This window comes from Streptomyces sp. NPDC050546 (genome assembly GCF_044457425.1).
Taxonomy (GTDB): Bacteria; Actinomycetota; Actinomycetes; order Streptomycetales; family Streptomycetaceae; genus Streptomyces.
The window spans coordinates 1-20,801 of record NZ_JBITGX010000032.1; the positions used below are offsets into that span (position 1 = coordinate 1).

Annotated in this window: 17 protein-coding genes, 1 tRNA gene and 1 pseudogene; 6 read left to right on the plus strand and 13 right to left on the minus strand. The window is 70.3% G+C overall.

Annotated features, from left to right (window positions below):
• Window positions 1-88 precede the first annotated feature (88 nt).
• The 5 genes from ACIBK5_RS43080 to ehuB all read right to left on the minus strand — a co-directional run bounded on the left by ACIBK5_RS43080 (window position 89) and on the right by ehuB (window position 4,128).
• Window positions 89-847, minus strand: coding sequence for an IclR family transcriptional regulator (locus ACIBK5_RS43080; RefSeq protein ID WP_399028889.1), 759 nt, complete (start codon window positions 845-847; stop codon window positions 89-91).
• Window positions 848-1,054: 207 nt separating this feature from the next.
• A complete protein-coding gene (ehuA, locus tag ACIBK5_RS43085; RefSeq protein WP_399028891.1) occupies window positions 1,055-1,852 on the minus strand; it encodes an ectoine/hydroxyectoine ABC transporter ATP-binding protein EhuA in 798 nt (265 codons plus the stop codon).
• Window positions 1,842-2,492, minus strand: coding sequence for an ectoine/hydroxyectoine ABC transporter permease subunit EhuD (gene ehuD, locus ACIBK5_RS43090; RefSeq protein ID WP_399028893.1), 651 nt, complete (start codon window positions 2,490-2,492; stop codon window positions 1,842-1,844). Before ehuD ends, ehuA begins: the two co-directional genes overlap by 11 nt.
• Complete coding sequence (gene ehuC, locus ACIBK5_RS43095; protein WP_399028895.1) at window positions 2,489-3,190, minus strand: ectoine/hydroxyectoine ABC transporter permease subunit EhuC; 702 nt, start codon at window positions 3,188-3,190, stop codon at window positions 2,489-2,491. Before ehuC ends, ehuD begins: the two co-directional genes overlap by 4 nt.
• Window positions 3,187-4,128, minus strand: coding sequence for an ectoine/hydroxyectoine ABC transporter substrate-binding protein EhuB (gene ehuB / locus ACIBK5_RS43100; RefSeq protein WP_399028897.1), 942 nt, complete (start codon window positions 4,126-4,128; stop codon window positions 3,187-3,189). Before ehuB ends, ehuC begins: the two co-directional genes overlap by 4 nt.
• A 106-nt stretch (window positions 4,129-4,234) precedes the next feature.
• On the opposite strand from ehuB, the gene ACIBK5_RS43105 reads away from it, so the two are divergent.
• Entirely contained in the window at window positions 4,235-4,729 is a 495-nt protein-coding gene (locus tag ACIBK5_RS43105) for a DUF3830 family protein (protein ID WP_399028899.1), read from the plus strand.
• Here the strand turns inward: ACIBK5_RS43105 and ACIBK5_RS43110 are convergent.
• Entirely contained in the window at window positions 4,710-6,119 is a 1,410-nt protein-coding gene (locus ACIBK5_RS43110; protein WP_399028901.1) for an amidase, read from the minus strand. The two genes, ACIBK5_RS43105 and ACIBK5_RS43110, sit on opposite strands and share 20 nt — an antisense overlap.
• 155 nt (window positions 6,120-6,274) lie before the next feature.
• Between ACIBK5_RS43110 and ACIBK5_RS43115 the strand changes: the two genes are divergently transcribed.
• The gene (locus ACIBK5_RS43115; RefSeq protein ID WP_399028902.1) at window positions 6,275-7,471 is read left to right on the plus strand and encodes an RNA-guided endonuclease InsQ/TnpB family protein; all 1,197 of its coding nucleotides are present in this window, start codon (window positions 6,275-6,277) and stop codon (window positions 7,469-7,471) included.
• A 53-nt stretch (window positions 7,472-7,524) separates the two neighbouring features.
• Here ACIBK5_RS43115 and ACIBK5_RS43120 read toward each other — a convergent pair whose 3' ends face one another.
• A complete protein-coding gene (locus ACIBK5_RS43120; protein WP_399028904.1) occupies window positions 7,525-8,472 on the minus strand; it encodes a D-2-hydroxyacid dehydrogenase in 948 nt (315 codons plus the stop codon).
• A 197-nt stretch (window positions 8,473-8,669) separates the two neighbouring features.
• Between ACIBK5_RS43120 and ACIBK5_RS43125 the strand changes: the two genes are divergently transcribed.
• Both ACIBK5_RS43125 and ACIBK5_RS43130 read left to right on the plus strand, forming a co-directional pair.
• On the plus strand, window positions 8,670-9,485 hold the full coding sequence (locus ACIBK5_RS43125) for an aspartate/glutamate racemase family protein (RefSeq protein ID WP_399028906.1): 816 nt from the start codon (window positions 8,670-8,672) through the stop codon (window positions 9,483-9,485).
• Entirely contained in the window at window positions 9,482-10,213 is a 732-nt protein-coding gene (locus ACIBK5_RS43130; protein ID WP_399028909.1) for an aspartate/glutamate racemase family protein, read from the plus strand. Before ACIBK5_RS43125 ends, ACIBK5_RS43130 begins: the two co-directional genes overlap by 4 nt.
• A 66-nt stretch (window positions 10,214-10,279) precedes the next feature.
• On the opposite strand, the gene ACIBK5_RS43135 is transcribed toward ACIBK5_RS43130, so the two are convergent.
• A complete protein-coding gene (locus tag ACIBK5_RS43135; protein ID WP_399028911.1) occupies window positions 10,280-10,408 on the minus strand; it encodes a hypothetical protein in 129 nt (42 codons plus the stop codon).
• 430 nt (window positions 10,409-10,838) lie between these two features.
• Entirely contained in the window at window positions 10,839-14,078 is a 3,240-nt protein-coding gene (locus ACIBK5_RS43140; protein WP_399028992.1) for an RHS repeat-associated core domain-containing protein, read from the minus strand.
• Window positions 14,079-14,637: 559 nt separating this feature from the next.
• Between ACIBK5_RS43140 and ACIBK5_RS43145 the strand changes: the two genes are divergently transcribed.
• Window positions 14,638-15,714: an LLM class flavin-dependent oxidoreductase gene (locus tag ACIBK5_RS43145; protein WP_399028994.1), complete on the plus strand. Its 1,077-nt coding sequence runs from the start codon at window positions 14,638-14,640 to the stop codon at window positions 15,712-15,714.
• Here ACIBK5_RS43145 and ACIBK5_RS43150 read toward each other — a convergent pair.
• Window positions 15,690-17,579, minus strand: coding sequence for a putative bifunctional diguanylate cyclase/phosphodiesterase (locus ACIBK5_RS43150; RefSeq protein WP_399028913.1), 1,890 nt, complete (start codon window positions 17,577-17,579; stop codon window positions 15,690-15,692). The genes ACIBK5_RS43145 and ACIBK5_RS43150 overlap by 25 nt on opposite strands.
• 277 nt (window positions 17,580-17,856) lie before the next feature.
• On the opposite strand from ACIBK5_RS43150, the gene ACIBK5_RS43155 reads away from it, so the two are divergent.
• Entirely contained in the window at window positions 17,857-19,152 is a 1,296-nt protein-coding gene (locus tag ACIBK5_RS43155; RefSeq protein ID WP_399028915.1) for a M6 family metalloprotease domain-containing protein, read from the plus strand.
• Between the two features lie 59 nt (window positions 19,153-19,211).
• Here the strand turns inward: ACIBK5_RS43155 and ACIBK5_RS43160 are convergent.
• The 3 genes and pseudogenes from ACIBK5_RS43160 to ACIBK5_RS43170 form a co-directional block, all read right to left on the minus strand.
• A tRNA-Lys gene (locus ACIBK5_RS43160) sits at window positions 19,212-19,285 on the minus strand.
• Window positions 19,276-19,984: pseudogene (locus ACIBK5_RS43165) on the minus strand (bifunctional DNA primase/polymerase). Before ACIBK5_RS43165 ends, ACIBK5_RS43160 begins: the two are co-directional and overlap by 10 nt.
• Window positions 19,985-20,125: 141 nt before the next feature.
• Entirely contained in the window at window positions 20,126-20,494 is a 369-nt protein-coding gene (locus tag ACIBK5_RS43170; protein WP_399028917.1) for a hypothetical protein, read from the minus strand.
• Between the last annotated feature and the right edge of the window lie 307 nt (window positions 20,495-20,801).

Sequence of the window (20,801 nt, forward strand, 5' to 3'; positions counted from 1 at the left end):
TCCACGCCTACAACCACCACCGCTGCCACACCGCACTCGCAGGTCAGCCACCCATCAGCCGTGTGAACAACCCCGCGGGTCAATACACCTAGATCGCCATGGACAGCAGGACCGGTGCGGCGTTGCGGTTGAGGGCGTCCGCGGCCTGGCGGAGGCGGTGGGCGTGCTCGACCGGGAGGGACAGGGCCAGGCAGCCGACGGAGGAGCCGGCCGTGATGGGGACGGCCGCGCAGACCGTGCCGACCGCGTACTCCTGGAGGTCCAGGACGGGCACGGTCGCCGGCTGGGCCTCCAGGCGGGAGAGCAGCAGCCGGTCGCTGGTGATGGTGCGCGAGGTGAGGCGGGCCATCCTGTGCCGGGCCAGGTGGTCGCGGCGGCCGGCGTGGTCGAGCTGGGTCAGCAGGCTCTTGCCTATCGCGGTGGCGTGGGCCGAGGAGCGGAAGTCGACCCACTCGTTGACCTTGGGCGTGGCCGGGCTGTCGGCGTACTGGGTGATGCTGATCTCGCCGTCGACGTAGCGGCTCATGTAGACGGCGGCGCCGACCGAGTCACGCAGCCGGTCGAGGGTGTGCTGGAGCTTGTCGCGCAGGGCCTGCTCGCGATGGCGGGCGGAGCCGAGGCGGGCCAGGGCCTCGCCCGTGACGTACGCGCCGTCGGTGATCTGCTCGACGTAGCCCTCGCGGCGCAGCATGCGCAGCAGCGCGGTGAGCCGCTCCGGCCCGATGCCGGTGCGCCGGGCGAGCTCGGCGTCGGTGACGCCGGAACTGTTTCGCGCCACCGTCTCCAGGACGCGCAGGGCTTCCTGGGCCGAGTGGTACGGGGTGGTCGGCTCGTTCCTCAGCGCCACGGTGGTCTCCCCCTGCGCTTGCTGTTGGCCGTAATCCGGACAGCGAATCACCTCCACGATAACCGGCAAAGGGGTTGTGCAGAGCGGAGGTTGACAAGATTCCGGGCCCTCGGACTGGGGCATTGACCCGCTGGCATATGCCAGGAGCATGCCCCGATCCGAGGGCCCGGTGTTCGGCCTCGCGTCGGCCCTGTTCACGGGCCGTAGTCAGAGGACCGCGCTGAGGAACTCCCTCGTCCGGTCCAGCTCCGGGTCGCTGAAGATCTTCTCCGGCGGGCCCGACTCGATGACCCGACCCGAGTCGAACATCAGTACCTGGTCGGAGATGTCCCGGGCGAAATTCATCTCGTGGGTCACGCAGAGCATGGTGATGTCCGTGCTGCGGGCGATGTCCCGCAGCAGGTCCAGCACGCCCGCGACCAGCTCCGGGTCGAGCGCGGAGGTCACCTCGTCCAGCAGCAGCACCTTGGGCTGCATCGCCAGCGCCCGGGCGATCGCCACGCGCTGCTGCTGACCGCCGGAGAGCTGCGAGGGGTGGGCGTCGCACCGGTCGGCCAGGCCCACCATGTCCAGCAAGCCCTTGGCGCGCTCCACCGCCTCGTCCTTCGACATGCCGAGGACGGTGACCGGCGCCTCGGTGAGGTTGCGCAGCACGGTCATGTTCGGGAACAGGTTGAACTGCTGGAAGACCATCCCGATCTGCTTGCGGACCTCGCGGACCTCCTTGTCGGAGGCGGGGAACAGCTTCTGCCCGTCGACCGTGATCGTGCCCTCGTCGGGCTTGAGCAGGGTCATCAGCAGCCGCAGGATCGTCGTCTTGCCGGAGCCGGACGGCCCGATCAGGGTGACGTGCTTGCCGGCGTCGACCGAGAAGTCCAGGTGGTCCAGAACGGTGTTCTGGCCGAACCGCTTGGTGACCTGTTCCAGCCGGATCAGCTCGCCGCTGCTCTTGGCGGGGTCCTTCTCGGGGTTGGTCCCGGGGGTGGGGAGAGTGTCAGTGGGCAAGGCGTCGCTCCAGGGATCGCAGGGCAAGGGAGGCCAGGTAGGAAATGACGATGAAGGCCACGCCGATCACCGTGAGGGGCTCGGTGAACTGGAAGTTCTCCTGCGAGAACAGGCGCGCGTGACCGAGCATCTCCAGGACGGTGATCGCCATCAGCATCGGCGTGTCCTTGAGCATCGCGATGACGTAGTTGCCGAGCGCGGGCACCACCCGGCGCACCGCCTGCGGCAGGATCACCGCGGTCCACGTCCGCCGCAGCGGCAGGTTCAGCGCCGTCGCCGCCTCCCACTGGCCGACCGGCACGGCCTCGATGCCGGCCCGGTAGACCTGCATCGTGTACGTCGAGTAGTGCAGCCCGATCGCGAAGACGCCGGTGACCAGCGCCGAGAAGGTCAGGCCCCACTCGGGCAGCACGTAGAAGAGGAAGAACAGCTGCACCAGCAGCGGGGTGTTGCGGACGAACTCCGTGACCGCCCCGACCGGCCAGGTCACCCAGCGCGAGGGCGCCCGCATCAGCAGCGCCCACACCAGGCCCAGCGCGAACGAGATCAGCGAGCCGAACAGCAGGATCTGCAGGGTGACCAGCAGGCCCTCCCAGAAGTCCGGCATGAAGTCGGAGACCGCGCTCCAGTCCCAGTTCATCGGACCCCCTCCACCACGACCGGCTCAGGCGCCCGGGTCTTGCTGTCGGGCTTCTTCCCGACCCCGGCCTTGAGCTTCTTCTCAAGACCGCGCATGACCCGGGTGAGCAGGAAGGCGATCACGAAGTAGATGAGCAGGATGTACGTGTAGATCTCAGCGCTCTCCTGCAGCGCGAGGCGCACCAGGTTCGCGCTGAACGTCAGGTCGCCCATGCCCGTGATCGACACCAGCGCGGTGCCCTTGAGCAGCTCGATCAGCAGATTCGAGAACGGCGGGATCATCTCCGGCACCGCCTGCGGCAGCAGGATCAGCCGCAGTCGCTGCCAGGGCGTGAAGCTGAGGGCGATGCCGCCCTCCTGCTGCGCCGGGTCGACGGAGTTCAGCGCGCCGCGCACGATCTCCGCGCCGTACGCGCCGTAGGTCAGCCCGAGCGCCAGCGTGCCCGCCCACAGGGGTACGAGCTGCCAGCCGAAGGCGACCGGCAGCACGAAGAACACCCAGAAGATCATGACCAGGGCGGAGGTGCCGCGGAACACCTCGGTGTAGAAGCCCGCGAGGAAGCGGACGATCTTCAGCCGGTGGCTGCGCGCGACGCCGACCACGAAGGAGACGGCCGCGCCCAGCAGGGCGCTGCAGACGAGCAGCTGGACGGTGGTCCATACGCCCTTGAGTACGAGTTCCCAGAGTCCCGAGGTCATCCGCCGCACAGCTCCTTCGCGGTCAGATCCGTCATCTCGGCCTTGGTGAAACCGAAGGGCTTGAGGATGCGGAACAGTTCGCCGCTCTTCTTGAGCTTGCGCAGCTCGACGTTGAAGGCGTCCCGCAGGTTCGTCTCGGTCGGCCGGAACGCGAAGGCGCCTCCGTCGACGTGCGGCTTGCCGCCCACGATCGGCGTGAAGGGCTTGGTCGCCTCCGCCTTGGCGGACTTCTTCACCACCTCACGGGCGGTGAGCGCCGTACCGGCGAACACGTCCACACGCCCCGCCTCGACCGCGTTCAGGCCCGCGACCTGGTCCGGGACGATGAGGATGTCGCTCTCCTTGTACCCCGCCTCGACGGCGTACTGGATCTCGGCGTAGCCGGTCCCGGTGGCGAACTTCGCCTTCTTCCCGACGACGTCCTTGTAGTTGTGCAGCCCCATCGGGTTGCCCTTGCGCACGATGAACGCGTCGAGCATCTGGTAGTCGGGGTCGGAGAAGATGACCTGCTCGCAGCGCTCGGGGTTGACGTACATCCCGGCCGCGACGACGTCGAACTGCTGGGAGTTCAGGCCCGGGATGAGCGAGCCGAACTCGGTCGGCACGGGCTGCACCCGGTCGACGCCGAGACTCTTGAAGATCACCTTGGCCAGCTCCGGCGCCTCACCGGTCAGCTTGCCGTTCTTGTCGATGAACCCGAACGGGATCTCGCCGGCGATGCCGAGGCGGACGACGCCCGCGGCCCGGAGCCGTTCGAGCAGATCACCGCCCTCGACGTCCGAGGCGGTGGCGACCCGGCTGCATCCGGTGGCGCCCAGCGCGCCGAGCGCCGCGACCCCCGCGAGCAGCGATCGGCGTGTCGGACCGGACACGGCCCCGGACGCGGTCCGGGATATGGGTTCCGGAATTCTGAGGGGGCTTCTCTGTGGTGGAGCCATGGGCGCGCGGCTACCCGACCGCACCTGAGTTATGCCGATCTTTTCAAGCCCCGCACTCTCCCCGTGCGCCCTTGACCGCAGGGCCGAGGGGCACTCCCATGGAGGCATGGCTGATCGCTACATCGAACTCTCGCTGGTCAAGCGTGACGTGACCTGCACGGCCAAGCTGCTGGACGACCGCGCGCCGATCACCTGCGCCGCCGTCTGGGATTCCCTTCCGCTGGCCGGAGACGTCTACCACGCGAAGTACGCACGCAATGAGATCTACGCTCTTTTCCCGCCATTCGCGGAAAACGAGCCACCCCTGGAAAACCCGACAATCACCCCAATCCCCGGTGATCTGTGCTATTTCACCTTCGCCGGGGCGGAGCTGGGCACCAAGTCCTACGGCTACGACCGCGAGGTACGCGCCGGGACCACGCTCGTCGACCTGGCCCTGTTCTACGAGCGCAACAACCTGCTGCTGAACGGCGATGTCGGCTGGGTCCCCGGCATCGTCTGGGGCCAGGTCGTCGACGGCCTGGAGAACATGGCCGAGGCGTGCAACGACCTGTGGAGGTCGGGAGCGGCGGGGGAGACGCTCAGCTTCCGGAGGGCCTGACCCGGCCGGCGGACGCCACCCCGGCCTCGTACAGCGCGTGGGCCGCCCGCAGCACCAGATCGTCCCGGTGCCGGGCGGCCACGAGCTGCAGACCGATCGGCAGACCGTCCCCGTCCGCGCCGACCGGCACGCTCGCCGCGGGCTGCTGCGTCATGTTGAACGGGTAGGTGAACGGGGTCCAGCCCGTCCAGCGCCGGTGGCCTGATCCTTTCGGTACCTCGGCGCCCGCCTCGAACGCCGTGATCGGCAGGGTCGGGGTGAGCAGCAGGTCGTAGGTGTCGTGGAAGCGGCCCATCCGGCGGCCCAGGTCCATCCGGACGTCCACGGCGGCCAGATAGTCCAGGGCCGAGTAGCGAGCCCCCCGGTCGCAGATCTCCCGCAGTCCCGGGTCCAGCAACTCCCGCTGGTGCGGGCCCAGATGCTCGGTCACCCGGGCCGCCCCGCTGAACCACAGGGTGTGGAAGGCCTCCACGGGGTCCGTGAGATCCGGGTCGGTCTCCGTGACGTACGCGCCGAGCTCCGCCAGCCGCTCCACCGCCCGCCGCACCGCCGTGGCGACCTCCGGACGCACCGCCACCTGCCCGCCCAGCGACGGCGAGTACGCCACGCGCAGCCCGCGCACCCCGCCCGCCAGACCGTCCGTGTACGGACCGGGCGGCGCCGTGAGCGCCGACCAGTCGCGGGAGTCCGGGTGGCCGATCACATCCATCAGCAGCGCCGAGTCCGCCGCGTCCCGGGTCATCGGCCCGACGTGCGCCAGCGTGCCGAACGCGCTCGCCGGGTAGAGCGGCACCCGCCCGTACGTCGGCTTCAGCGCGAAGATCCCGCAGAACGACGCCGGGATACGGACGCTGCCGCCGCCGTCCGTGCCGAGCGACAGCGGCCCCGCACCGAGCGCCACGGCCGCCGCGCTGCCGCCGCTCGAACCGCCGGCGGTGCGCGAGGGGTCGTACGGGTTGCGGGTCACGCCGCTGAGCGGCGAGTCCGTCACGCCCTTCCAGCCGTACTCCGGGGTCGTCGTCTTGCCGATGAAGACCGCCCCGTGCTCCCGCAGCCGGGCCACGGACGGGGCGTCCTCGTCCCAGCGGCCCGCCGGATCCACGGCCTTCGACCCGCGCAGGGTCGGCGCGCCGCGCTGCAGCAGGATGTCCTTCACCGTGACGGGCACCCCGTCCAGCAGCCCCTGCGGCTCACCGCGCCGCCATCGCTCCTCCGACTCCCGGGCCCGGGCCAGCGCGTCCTCGGCGGTCAGCCGGACGAAGGCGTTCACCTCCGGCTGGATCGCCTCGGCCCGCTCCAGCGCCGCCCGGGTCGCCTCCACAGGACTCCACTCGCCCTTGCGGTACCCGTCGAGGAGCCGTACGGCGGTCAGGTCGGTGAGCTCGGTCATCGGTATTCCTCCGTAGACACCCCGGCCTTCAGGCGGGGGAGGGAACGGGCTCCTGCGGAGCAGGGCAGGGAGCGCCGGTTCGCCCTCCGGGCGGCCCGGCGTACATCACCAACAGCTATCATATGGCTACAATTTGTGATGATATTCTGTGAGTCGTGGCCACTCACGTGAAGCGGGCCTTCAAGTACCGCTTCTATCCGACCGATGCTCAGGCAGCGGAGCTGTCGCGCACGTTCGGATGTGTGCGCAAGGTCTACAACATGGCGCTCGCCGCCCGCACCGAGGCGTGGGCGCGGCAGGAACGGGTCAACTACAACCAGACCTCTGCCATGCTGACCGCGTGGAAGAAGACCGAGGAACTGGCCTACCTGAACGAGGTGTCCTGCGTTCCCCTGCAGCAGACACTGCGGCACCTGCAGATGGCCTTCGCGAACTTCTTCGCCAAACGTGCCAGGTACCCGCGCTTCAAGGCCAGAAAGAAGTCCCGGGCGAGCGCGGAGTACACCTCCTCCGCCTTCCGTTTCCGCGACGGCCGGCTGACGCTGGCGAAGATGGCCGATCCGCTGGACATCGTCTTCTCGCGTCCCCTGCCTGAAGGGGCATCGCCGAGCACGGTGACCGTGAGCCGGGACAGCGCCGGACGCTGGTTCGTCTCCCTGCTGTGCGAAGACCCGACGGTCACGCCGCTCCCGGCCTCCCCAGCGGCGGTTGGCATCGACGTCGGTCTGGATCACCTGCTGACCCTCTCGACCGGAGAGAAAATCGCCAATCCCCGGCACGAGCGCCGCGACCGTGAGCGTCTGGCCCGGGCCCAGCGGGAGCTGTCCCGCAAGGCCAAGGGGGATGGCGCCAACCGGCGCAAGGCGCGGGCGAAGGTGGCGAAGATCCATGCCCGGATCGCCGACCGCCGGCGGGATGTACTGCACAAGCTGACCACTCGACTCGTGCGTGAGAACCAAACGCTCGTGATCGAGGACCTGGCCGTGCGCACTATGGTCAAGAACCGGACTCTGGCCCGCGCCATCAGCGATGCCGCGTGGTCGCAGTTCCGGAGCATGCTGGAGTACAAGGCCGGCTGGTACGGGAAGGACGTGATCGCGGTGGACCGCTTCTTCCCCTCCTCCAAGCTGTGCTCCCACTGCGGCACCCTCCAGGCGGAGATGCCGCTGGACGTCCGTACCTGGACGTGTGACAGCTGCGACACGACCCACGACCGGGACGTGAACGCGGCGAACAACCTTCTGGCCGCCGGGCTGGCGGTGACAGTCTGTGGAGCCGGTGTAAGACCTCAACGGAGAACTCCGGGCGGGCAGTCGGCGGCGAAGCAGAAAACCCCAGGGCGCGAGCCGTAGGAACCCCCTCGTTCACGAGGAGGAGGAAGTCAACCACCCTCCAAGGAACGACGTCAGTGTCCGGGTACATACCCGCGCTGTTTGTCGACCACGTTCACCAGCGGCTTGCCCGCCTCCCAGAGTTCGTACAGGTCCACGAACTGGGCGCCGAGCTCGTCCCGCCAGCCGACGATGTCGCCGCTCATGTGCGGGGACACGATCAGGCCCGGGAGCTGCCACAACGGGCTGTCGGGGGTCAGGGGTTCCGCCTCGAAGACGTCCAGTGCGGCGCCCGCGATCCAGTGCTTGGCCAGGGCGTCGGCGAGGTCGTCCTCGACGACCAGCTGGCCCCGGCCGATGTTGATGAACCGGGCGGACGGCTGCATCACGCCGAAGCGGCGGGCGTCGAACATGCCGTGCGTCTGGTCGGTGAGCGGTGCCGCCGCGATCACCCAGTCGGCGCGCGCCAGCAGCCGGTCCAGGTCCTCCGGGCCGTGCACGCCGGAGCGCGGGGCGCGGCCGACCAGTGCGGTCGTGATGTCCAGTGCCTTCAGCGTGCGGGCGATCGCCCGGCCGATCGGTCCGGAGCCGACCACGACGGCCTTTCCCCCGGCGACCTTGTGCGACTCGCGGTGCCGCCAGGTCCGCTCCCGCTGGAGGTCCAGCGTCCGGGGCAGATCCTTGGCCATCGCCAGCACGAGCGCGGCGACGTACTCGGCGATCGGCTGGTCGAAGATGCCGCGCGCGTTCGTCACCACCGTGTCGGAAGCGGCGAGTTCCGGACACATCAGATGGTCCACCCCGGCGCTCGCCGTATGCACCCAGCGTGGCCGCGGACCCTCGCCGGGCCACGCGTCCCGCACGGCGCGCGAGGTGAAGTCCCACACCAGGAGTACGTCCGCACGCGGGAGGCTCTCGGCCAGTCCGGCCTCGTCGGTGTGTTCGATACGGGCGCGGCCGGTGAGGCGGCCGAGGCGGGGGAGGGGTTCGGCGTCCAGGACGAGGAGGGTGGGAGTGGGCATGAGCAGCCGTTTCTCCAGCCGTGCGGCGGGGCGGGCCGGCCTGTGGGCGCCGACCGGTGACGACGAGTTAACCGGGTGTTGACCAAGGAGTGATCCGGACGGATTGACCACGCTCGCACCCGAACCTACCGTCGTCAACACGGGCGTTCCCACGATCCGTTGCACACTAGTTGCCCAGCGTGAGGCCGGTGCCTGCCATGGACGTCTCTTTTCTCGGCGGGCCCAGCCCGCAGCGCGGGGTCGGCGTTGTCGCACCCTTCGACTTCGCACTCGACCGCGAGCTGTGGCGCTGGGTGCCGGACGAGGTCTCCCTGCACATGACACGAACACCGTTCGTGCCGGTCGAGGTGAGCCTCGATCTGGCCCGCCTGGTCAGCGAGCACGAGACGCTGAGCGAGGCGGTCCGCACCATCAACGCGATCGCACCCGAGGTCATCGCCTACGCCTGTACGTCGGGCAGCTTCGTCGGCGGTGTCATGGGCGAGCGCGCGATGTGCGAGGCGATGAGCCGGGCGGGTGCCGTACCCGCGATCACCACCTCGGGTGCGCTGCTGGAGGCCCTGGTGGAGCTGGACGTACGGCGCGTGGCGCTGGTGACGCCGTACACGGTGTCGGTCACCCAGTCGCTGGAGGCGTATGTCGCCCAGGCGGGCGTCACGATCTCCGGGTGTGCCTTCATGGGCCTGACCCGGCACATCTGGAAGGTCCCCTACCGGGAGGTGGTGGACATGGCGCGGGAGGCCGTACGCGGCGACGCCGACGCCCTGTTCATCAGCTGCACCAACCTGCCCACCTACGACGTGATCCCGCAGCTGGAGGCCGAGCTGCGGATCCCGGTGATCTCGGCCAACCAAGTGACGATGTGGGCTGCGCTGCGCCGACTGGGTACTCGTGCGGTGGGACCGTATCAAGCGCTGATCAATCCGGAGGCGCGTTCCGGTCTGGTATCGCCGGGGGTCGACCCCGGACCTGTAGTGCCGGAAGAAGAACAGCAGCAGGAAGGCTGGACATGACAGCACTGGGATTTCTCTACCCGGGACACTCCGCCGAGGACGACTATCCGCGTATCGAGCAGTTGCTGGGCAGCGACATCCGGGTGGACCTGGTGCACACCGATATCGGTGAGGACGCGCACCGGGTGGACGCGCTGCTGGAGATGGGCTCCGCCGGGCGGCTCGCGGCGGGCGTCCAGGAGCTCCGCCATGCCGGCGCGGAAGCGGTCGTCTGGGCCTGCACGAGCGGCAGCTTCGTCTACGGCTGGGACGGCGCCCAGGAGCAGGTCCGCTCGCTGGCGCAGACGGCCGGCATGCCCGCCTCCTCGACGTCCTTCGCCTTCGCGCACGCGGTGAAGGAGCTGGGGGCGCGGCGGGTCGCGATCGGCGCGACGTACCCGGACGACGTGGCGCGGCTCTTCGCCGAGTTCCTGCGGTCGGACGGTGTGGAGGTCGTGGCGGTCAACAGCTCCGGCATCATCACGGCCGCCGAGGTCGGCACCTGGGGCGAGGCGGAACTCCTCGCCCTGGCCCGGAACTCCGACCACCCCGACGCCGAGGCCCTCCTTCTCCCCGACACGGCCCTGCACACGGCCGCGCACATCCCGGCCCTGGAGAAGGAACTCGGCAAGCCGGTCCTCACCGCCAACCAGGTCACGGTCTGGGAGTGCCTGCGCCTGGCCGACCGCCGGGTGAACGCGCCGGAGCTGGGAGCCCTGTTCACGAGGGAGCCGATCGTCCAGGCGTAAGGCTCCCGGCCCCGCCCCCGCCGCCGACGGCAGTGGCCGCCGGCGGCGAGGAGGACGGTTGTTCGCCTACCGCTTGCGCTTGAAGAAGTAGGCGGCAACAAGACAGCACACGGCGAGAACGCCGAACAGCAGTGCCACCTCCACACCCCCGGGAAGCGCCGCTCCACGGGCCAGGTAAGAGATCCCGTACTTCATGCGCTTCTCCCTTCTCTGGGCTCGTCTGCACCCATGACCAGGGCAGCCTTGCCACGGCGCTTCTCTGCTCGCTTCGGGTGTCTCACCACGGCGCTTCGAGGAGCCGGTACTCATCCGTTTCTTTTCCGTGGGCAAGGAGGCGAGGCTTTGCGGATTGCCGGATCGTGCGCTTCCTCGCGGTGTTATTGGTCGCGATACAGAGACTTGCGGACCGCTCGGTTCAGTGGCGGCTGGACTATCCCAACGACGGCACCGATGGCTCCCATCACGACCGCCGCCTGCCACGGCGCCCCTATGAACCCTGAGGTCAGGCTCAACACCACACCGAGCAACGCACCTATCAGCCCAAAGAGGACTCCGCGTTTCCAGGCGACTGCACGTGCCCTGTTCGCTTCACGCACCAGGTTCTCCCTTTCATCCTGGGGCTCGGTCAGACTTTCGCTCCGCCGATGAGGCCACCGATGACGCTCCCCAGAACAGCGTTCTTGGCGTCTTCGCTGTCTCCGCCGGCGATCACTGCCCCTGCACCGGCACCAGCACCGCCCCAAAGGGCGCCCGTTACTGCCCCGGCGGCTATGCAGCCGACTCCTGCGGTTCCCGCACAGGCAGCCCCCACCACCGCGGCGGCTCCCAGACCGGCGACGGCGCCGCCGATCGCGCTTCCGACGTCAGGCAGGCTGAAGAGCCCCGTCGGATCCGTGTTGTTGACCGGATCGCCCTCCGCGTACAGGTACGGGTTGCTCTCCTGGCCCGACGGGTCGGGCTGGGTGAAGCGGCCCAGGGTCGGGTCGTAGTAGCGGGCGCCCATCTTGTAGAGGCCCGTGGGGTCGAGGTGGGCGCCGGTGTAGCGGAACGGCTGGGGAGCGGCCTCGGTCGGGGTGGTGCGGGGCAGGCCCGTGGGGCCGTAGGCGTACGTGTGCGTGCGCTTGCCCGTGGCGTCGGTGAGGCCGAGCACGTTCCCCGTCGCGTCCGTGAGGTAGTAGTAGGACTTTCCTCCAGCCACCATGGAGTTCAAGGTGCCCCCGGGTTCGCGGATGAATCCGGTGTCGGCGCCGTTCGTCGTCGTGGACGCCAGGCCGAGGGCCGTGTGGTGGAACCACGTCGAACCCAGCTTGGTGCGTTCGGAGTTGTCCGTGCCCGCGTGGACCAGGTCGTAGGACGAGCCGCCGGCGGTGACGCCGGAGAGCTGGCTGTGGTCCGTCCAGGTCTCGTTCGTGCGGGCGGTGGCGCTCGAGCCCGCGGTCTCGTTGCCGAGCCTGTCGTAGGACCAGCCGGTGGTGGAGCCGTTCTTCCCGGTCACCTCCAGGGCGTCGTCGTAGGTGTACGTCGTCCCGCCCGGGCACGCGCTCTTGTTGCCGTCCTGGGAGGTGAGGTTGCCCGCCTGGTCCCAGCAGTACAGCCAGGAGGCCTTGCGGGTGCCTGAGGCGTCGGCCTCCAGGGCGTAGGACAGCCGGTCCTGCGAGTCGTAGGTGTAGGACGTCCTCAGCTTGGTGGCGTTGTCCGTGCGGGTCCGGATCTTGGTGGTGTCCTTGCCCGCGTTCGCGTAGCTGTAGGTCAGGTCGACCAGTGTCGCCGTGCCTGACGTGGTCTTCACGGCCGACGGACGGCCGTTCTTGTCGATCGTGAACGACTGGGTCGTGCCGCCGGGGTAGACCGTCTTCGTTCGCTTGTCGTTCTCGTCGTGGTCGAAGTCGGTCTTCTTGCCGTCGGGCGCGGTCAGGTGGTCCAGCCGGCCCGCCTTGTCCCAGGTGTAGTCCGTCGTGCCGGTCGGGTCGGTGTAGTAGTCGACCTCGCCGCCCGGGGTGTACGCGAGCGCGGCCTGCGCGCCGTTCTGGAGCGTGCGGAGCTTCTCGCGGTTGAGGCCGTCGTAGTCCCAGCGTGTGGTGCCGGAGGCGTCGGAGCGGGACTTCAGGTTGCCGTCACCGTCGTACTCGAAGGTGACCGTCGCGTTCGTCGAGGACACCTTCCGCACCCGGTCCCGGGAGTCGTACACGTAGACGGTCTTGACGCCCCGCCCGTCCGTGACGGTCTCCACCCGGCCCAGCGCGTCGTAGGTGTACTCCGTCTTCCCCAGCGGCGCCGGCGGGGTGACCTTGCGCAGGTCGCCCTTGTCGTCGTACTCGAACGACGTCGTCGCCGTCTTCGTGCCGGAGACCTTCACCTTCGCCGAGCAGCGCTGCCCCTCGAAGCCGCCGCAGGTGGGCGTGGACTCGTTGTAGGTGTACGTCCGCTGCCCGCCCGCCGTGCCCGACGTGGTCACCGACATGGTGTTGCCGTTGGTGTCGTACTTGAAGCTGTCCTTGCGGCCGTCGGCGCTGGTGAAGTCGTTCGGCAGATCCGTTCCGGCGACCGTCTGGTACGCCGACACCTGCGCGGTGGCGCCCATGGGCAGCTTCGCCGAGGTGGCGTTGTTGCGGGTGTCCCAGCCGTAGGTGGTGACGTTGCCGCCGGTGCCGTCCGCGCCGGTGCCCATCGCGTCGGTCGCGGTCTGGGTGAGGTGGTTGACGTACTTGGCGTGCCGGGAGTGGTTCAGCGGGTCGGTGACCTTGCTGACCTCGCCGTCGGCGTTGTGCGTGTAGACCGTCTCGTCGCCGTCCGGGTCGGTCACCTTCGTCGTGCCCGCGTCGGACGGGGTCTCGGCCGTGTGGTCGAAACGCCAGGTCGGGCCGTCGGCCCGCTGCATGGAGGTCACCCGGCTGTGGTCGTCGTAGGTGAAGCGCGTGACCGTGCCCTCCGGCGTGGTCACCTTGGTCACCCGGCGCGAGGAGTCGTAGGCGTACGACGTCGTCTTGCCCGCCGTGTCCGTGGTGCGCTCCAGGTTCCCGGACGGGTCCAGGTCGAAGACGGCCGTCCGGCCCGTGTGGTCCTTGGCCTGCCACTGGCTCGCGTCCGTCTTCACCAGGTCGATCCAGCGGCCCGAGCGGGTCTCGGTGAGCTTGAAGCCCTTGTGCTCACCGCCCTCGTCGTGCTGGCCGACGGTGATCGTGCCGTCGTTCTTGTCGGTGACCTCGGTCAGCGTCCCGTGCTCGTCGTAGGTGTCCTTCGTCCCGGACTTGCGGTCGGTCAGGGTCCAGGTGCCGTCGGCGTTCTTCTTCAGGTCCTTGGAGTAGCCGGTCGGCGTGGTGTAGCCGCCCGTGCTCGTCTCCTCGAAGCGCAGGGCGTCGCCGGTGGCGTCGAACACCACCACCTCCCCGTCGCCCGCCTGGAGATACCGCTCGTACGCCTGCCACCAGCGCTGCGAGACCTTGCCCCAGGGCGCTTCGAGCGAGTTGAACGTCCGGGTCAGCTGGAGCTTCTGCCCCGCACCTGCGATGTCGAAGTCGGTTCCGGCCAGCATGAGGTTGCCGTCGGAGAGGTTCACCCGGGCGACCAGGGCGTCGCTCAGCCGGGTGTCGAGGATGCGGTGCCAGGGCACATCGCCCTGCCCCTCGGGCACGAACGCGGCGGCGGCGACCCGGCTCGCTTCCCCGCCGGTACGGGCCTTCTGCGCCGCGCGCCAGGCCGCCACCTCCGCCGAGGGTGCGGTCTCGGCCTTCGACGCCGGCGGCCGGGTCACCCCGGCCGGAGTGGCGGGCGCCTTCACCTTGGTCGGCTTGGTCCACGGGCTCTCCGGCTTCGGCAGCTCCGGCTCGGGAGCCGCCGCGAGGCCGGGCGCCGCGGCGACCACCAGAGCGGCGGCCGTGAGCGCGGCGACAAGCGAGGTTCTGTACGTCGTTCTGTGTGATCTCCGGGCACGCCGAGACGGCGTGCGGGCAGCACGCGAATGCATCAGCTTCCCCCCACAGGAAGTCGGACAGGGTGTCAGAACCGGTGCCGAGAAGGGCCACCGGGGCCACACAAGCTGTCACGGGAACCACCCGAAACGGCGCGCCGTGCCCTCGAACACACCTTCCATACGGGCCGGAATCGGCCCCGCCCCTTCGCCGGTGCGGATCGGGCAGAGAGGTGCGAACCGTCGATCGGTGCTGAGGAATGCCGGGCTCCGCCGAAACACCGCACGCCTGAACTGCCCGAAAGCGCGTCCCCCGCGAGGTGGGCCGGGGCCAAGCGGCGGCGGTCCACGGGGAATAACCGGAGACAGTCCCCTGTTAAGCCCGGGACGACAGCACACGGCCCACAGCAGGAGGCATCCCACCGTGGCGGCAGCAGAGACACCCGGCGACGACCAGACATCCGGCGACGGGACCCGCGGCGCCGAGACACCTGGCGACGGGACCCGCGGCGACGGGATACGCGCCCGCGCACAGGGCAGCGCCCCCGTCCCCCTCTCCGTACTGGACCTGGTCACCGTAGGGGCCGGCCGGACCGCCTCCGACGCGCTGCGCACCAGCGTCGAGCTGGCCCGCCTCGCGGAGGCCCGCGGCTTCCACCGCTACTGGGTCGCCGAGCACCACTCCATGCCGGGCGTGGCCTCGTCGTCCCCGGCCGTGATCCTGGCTCACCTCGCCGCCCACACCGACCGCATCCGGCTCGGCTCGGGCGGCGTGATGCTGCCCAACCACGCCCCGCTGGTGATCGCGGAGCAGTTCGGCACGCTGGAGGCGATGGCCCCGGGCCGGATCGACCTCGGCCTCGGCCGCGCCCCCGGCACGGACGGTGCCACGGCCGCCGCCCTGCGCCGCACCGACCGGCTGAACGAGGGAGCCGACGACTTCCCCGAGCAGCTCGCCGAGCTGACCCGCTTCCTCGACGACGACTTCCCCGACGGGCACCGCTACCGCCGTATCCACGCCGTGCCGGGCCCGGTCCAGGCGACCAGCCCCGGCGGCGTCCAGTCCCCGCACCGGCCGCCGGTCTGGCTGCTCGGCTCCTCCGGCTTCAGCGCCCGCCTCGCCGGCGTCCTCGGACTGCCCTTCGCCTTCGCGCACCACTTCTCGGCGCAGAACACCGTCCCGGCCCTGGACCTGTACCGGGAGTCCTTCCAGCCGTCCGCCGTGCTCGACCGGCCGTACGCCCTCATCGGCGTCTCCGCCCTCGCCGCCGACGAGGAGAAGGAGGCCCGCCGGCAGGTACTGGCCGCGGCCCTCAGCATGGTCCGGCTGCGCACCGGCCGCCCCGGCCTCGTGCCCAGCCCCGAGGAGGCGGCGGCCTACGAGTTCAGCCCCATGGAGCGCGACTTCGTCGACTCCTGGAACGCCAACGTCATCCACGGCACCCCCGACGAGGTCCGCTCCGGCCTGGACGACCTCGCCAAGCGCACCGGCGCCGACGAGCTGATGATCACGGCCAACGCGCACGGCGGTGACGTGCGCGTCCGCAGCTACGAACTCATCGCCGACGCCTACGGGTTGCCGACGCCCGCCTGAACGTCCGGCGTGCCCAGCAGCTCGGAGATACGGTCCGGCGACACCGGGCGGGAGTACAGCCAGCCCTGTCCGGTGTCGCAGCCGATGCGCCGCAGCCGGACCGCCTGGGCCGAGGTCTCCACGCACTCCGCCGTCACGGTCAGCCCGAGCCGGTGCGCGAGCTGGATCATCGCCTCGACCACGACCTCGTCGGCGGGGTTCGGGCGCGCGGCGGCGTCCCGGTCGTCGTACTGGAAGCCCCGCACGAAGGAACCGTCCAGCTTCAGCACCGACACCGGCAGCCGGCTCAGATACGCGAGGTTCGAGTAGCCCGTGCCGAAGTCGTCGATGGCGATGCGCACGCCCATGTCGCTGAGCGCCTTCAGGGCCTGCAACGGCCGGCCGCCCGAGCCCATCACCGCCGACTCGGTGAGCTCCAGCTGGAGCAGATGCGGCGCGAGACCCGTCTCGGCCAGGGTCTCGGCCACGTCCGCGACCAGGTCCGAGTCCCAGACCTGGCGGACCGCCACGTTGACGCTGACGAAGATCGGCGGCTCGTCCGGGTGCTCCCGCTGCCAGCGGCGGGCCTGCCGGCAGGCCGTACGCAGCACCCAGCGGCCCAGCGGGACGATCGAACCGTCCTCCTCGGCAAGTCCGATGAACCGATTCGGCGTCAGTACGCCGAACTGAGGATGATTCCAGCGGATGAGCGCCTCGACCCCGTGCAGCCGGTCGTCCTCCATGCCGACCAGCGGCTGGTACTCCAGCCGGAACTCGCCCCGGTCGATGGCCGGACGGAGCGTGGAGGCGAGGGCCTGGCGGGTCATGCGGTGGGCGTTGCGCTCCGGGTCGAACAGCGTCCAGCGGGCCTTGCCGTCGGCCTTCGCCCAGTACAGCGTCGTGTCCGCCGCCTGCACCAGGGCGGTGGGGGTGGTGCCGGCCGCGTGCCGCTCCACCACCCCGATCGACGCCGACACCGACAGCCGCTGGCCGGAGATGTCGAAGGGGTCCTGGATCGCCCGCAGCACGGCTTCGGCCAGCTCGGCCAGTTGTTCGGTGCCCGTGGAGTCCTCGACGAGCAGCGCGAACTCGTCACCGCCGAGCCGGGCCACCAGCGGGGTGCTGGTGCGGGCGAAACCGGTCTCGTCCGCGCAGCGCATCAGACGCTCGGCGACGGCGGCCAGCAGCCGGTCGCCGACGCGGTGGCCGAGGGTGTCGTTGATGGCCTTGAAGCCGTCCAGGTCCAGATAGCACAGCCCGATCCGGCCCGTGCCGCTCTGCTCGTACGACTCGGCCTCCAGTGCGGCAGACAGGCGTTCGAAGAACAGTGTGCGGTTGGGCAGCCGGGTCACCGCGTCATGCATCTGCAAGTGCCGCAGCCGGGCCTGGAGTTCCCGGCGGGAGCTGATGTCGGCGACGGACATGAGCACGCCCCGGTCCTCGGCGGGCAGCGGGGCGACCGTCACCTGCACCCACAGCGAGTGCCCGTCGGGGTGCTTGAGGCGGCGTGTGCAGCGCAGCCGCGACTGCCGGCCGCGCAGCACCTCGCGGTAGGCGTGCCAGGTGCGGGCGTCGGAGGTGAGGTCGACCAGATCGGCGGCGACGGCCCCGGTGAGTCCGTCCGGGGCGGTGCCGAGCAGCGCGGCGAGTGAGTCGTTGGCGCTGACGACCGTGCCCTCGCGGTCCACGACTGCCATGGCGAGCGGGGCGGCCGTGAAGACGGAGCGATAGGGCGGCTGCGACAGATGCTCGGTACGGGCGTTCTCGGTACGGGCGTTCTCGGTACGAGGGGGCGTATCGATCTCACTCTCTGTGACGACCGGTCGGTCGAGGTCTGCCGCGGGCGTCGGCCCTTCGGAGGTTCCGCTCACCGCTCGCTCCCGCATGTATTCGATCTCTGTCCGTGCAGGAAAGGTCAGGAAAGTGTGCCGATCATAGAGGCTGGCCCCAGGGCCTTCCAGCCGGTGTCCAGTGTTCCCGACCAACCGGCCCTTCTGCCAGATCGTTTCTGCTCGCACCTGGACGGCTTCTTCAGGCCCCCGACCAGTTGTGACGTTCCGTGAGTGCTTCTGGGATGTCGGCTTCCGCGATTTTTCGGCTCCTTCACCCGACTGGTGCAGGCAAACAGGGCGCAGTACTACAAATCGCCACAGGCTGGGTGCGGTGTCCCGCGAACCGTACCCGGAGGTATCCGTGCCGCGTCAGTTCTCGCGCGCCCGACTGCGCAGTACCGCGGCCGTGTTCACCACCATGTCGGCCCTCGCCGCCACCTCCCTCGGCGCCGGCCACTCGGCCGCCGGGCCCGGTTCGGCCGAGCCCTGCGCGCTGACCCGCACCGACGCCCACCACTCGGAGGGCCTGGACACCTGGAACGCCGCCTATCCGCGCCCCGCCCGGTCGCTGGACGCGGTCATGGTCTTTCTGTCCTTCCCGGACGCCCGTCCGCTGACCACGCCGCAGGAACTGACCGCCGACCACTTCCCGGACACCACCCGATTCTTCGAACAGGCCTCCTACGGCCGTTTCACCCTGCGCCCGCACCCGCTCGGGCACTGGATCCAGATGCCGCGCCCGTCCACGGCGTACGCCATACAGCGCGACTGGAGCGCCGAGCACCGGGCCGCGTATCTGCGGGACGCGCTCGCCGCGGCCGACCCGGAGGTCGACTTCTCGCGCTACGACGTCGTGTACTTCGTCGCCGACCCGGACGCGCCCGGCGTGGACTCCGACGCGACCAAGGTCGTCAACCTCACCAGCCCGATGCGGGCCGACGGCACCGACCTGCGCCGGGTCGTCACGGTGTTCGAACAGCATCCGCCGGACCGGCTGGTCCTCGCCCACGAGACCGGGCATGTCTTCGATCTGCCCGACCTCTACCACCGGCCCGCCGACGGCAAGGGCGACTGGGACACACATGTCGGGGACTGGGACCTGATGGGCAGCCAGTTCGGACTCGCCCCCGACCTGTTCGGCTGGCACAAATGGAAGCTGGGCTGGCTGGATCCGCGGCAGGTGCGGTGTGTGCAGGACGCCGGGCCCGCCCGGCTGACCCTGGAACCGCTGGCGGCGGCGCCCGGGGTGCCGGTCTCGGGTGCCGCCGGGGCGCCGGTCTTCGGTCTCGGGCGGGGCACCAAGCTCGCGGTGGTGCGGACGGGCCCCGACAGTGTGCTCGCCCTCGAGGCGCGGGGGCCGGCGGGCAACGACGCGGCCGCGTGCCGGCAGGGGGTGCTGGTGTACCGGGTGCGGGGCGAGGCGCAGTCCGGGGGCGGTCCCATCGAGGTGATCGACGCCCACCCGCGGACCGAGGCGTGCTGGGAGGACTCGGTGTACCCGCCCCTCGCGGACGCGCCGATCGCCCTCGGGGAGAGCTTCACGGTGCCGGGGGAGGGGGTGCGCGTGGAGGTGGAGGGGCGTACGGCTTCGGGGGCGTGGACGGTGAAGATCACGGTGGGCCGCTGAGGGGGTCACGGACATGCGAAAGACCCCCTCGCTCTCGCGAGAGGGTCTTCCACCGTCTGTGCGCCGCCAGGGACTCGAACCCCGGACCCGCTGATTAAGAGTCAGCTGCTCTAACCAACTGAGCTAGCGGCGCCTGCTGACGTCGTAGACCTTAGCACCCTGGTCGGCGGGAGGAAAAATCGAAATCCGCACCGCCGAACGGGCCGCCCGCACGGCCGCCCACAGCAGTACCTCGGGGCCCGGGAGCCAGGGCTGCCGGGTGTCGGGGGCGACGAGCCAGCGGGAATCCGGACGGCTGGGGGCGGCGGACTCCGTCGAGGCGGGGGCGGGTGCGGGGGTGGCGGGCTGCGCCGGTGCGGGGGCGGGTGCGGGGGTGGCGGGCTGCGCCGGTGCGGGGACGGGTGCGGGGGAGGCGGCCTCCGCCGGTGCGGGGATGGTCACGGCGTCGCCCGTGCCGTGGCACAGCAGAGGCGGTACGGCGCCTGTTGCGGCCGGTCTCCCCGCCGTCGCGGCCGTGTGTGCCCCACTCCTCCCACTCCAGCAGCGCCGGCAGCCGCTGGGCCGTGCCCGGCGCGGCGAACAGGAGCATGCGGCCGCGGAACTCCGCGACCGGGCCCGAGCCGGGGCCGTCGTCCCAGAGCCGGTCGAGCATCCGCCGCCCGAACATCGAGGGCGCGCTGACCACGTCGAAGACCGCCCCGCACGGCAGCACGACCGGCGCTTCCGGCCGCTCCTCCCAGAGGGCGAGCGTGCTTCGCGGATACGTTCCTGCCGAAGCGAGCCAGGCGGCTCCGTCGGGGGTGACCTGGGAGGCGTTCCATCCGCTGCTCATGACATCTACATCTACCGGCCGTGAGCGCGCGGTTCCCGAGGGTTGCGGGAAACCGGGACAGGAGGGGGTGGGAGGGAGTATCTTGCCCGCCTGGCATATGCCACGTAGATCGGGAACGGGGCGGATCTCCGCCCTCCGCTGTCACACCGGGTCGACGGGCCCCCGGCCCTCGACACCGCCCCGCATCAGGTCCCGGCCGAACTCGACCATCTTCTTGGCGTAGTCCTCGGTCCACTCGGCCCGCTCGGCAATGTCCGCGGCCGTCAGCCGGTCGAACCGCCGGGGATCGGCCAGCTGCGCCGCCGCGATGGCCTGGAACTCCAGGGCGCGGTCCGCCGCGGCCCGGAACGCCAGCGTCAGCTCCGTGGACCGGGCCAGCAGAGCCCGTGGATCGTCGATCGACTCGAGGTCGAAGAAGTGCTCAGGGTCGGAGGCCGCCTCCGCGGGCTCGAAAAGCAGGGGCGCGGGGCGTAGCCGCGGTTCGTTCCGACGCGGCGTGGGCTCCGCCATGTCTTCTCCTCCTCGTACGTCGCGCACGGCCCTCCCGGTGGAGCGGGCCACCGTCCATTGTCTCGCGGGCGCGCAAGTGGGCATCGCGGGAGTGGGTACGGCTGCCACACCACCCGGCGTTCGCCGGGGACGCCGGAACCCATGATGTTCGGCCACATGTTCCCCCGGGGCCTCTGCCTGTCCGGGTCAGGGGCGCCACGTCACGCGGTGCTCGGCCAGATGCGCCAGCACGGCGTGATTCGCCTCCCACCCGTCAGGGCTGTGTTCATGGGCCGCCTCCGGCGGCGTGCCGGCCTCCGGCCGGCGG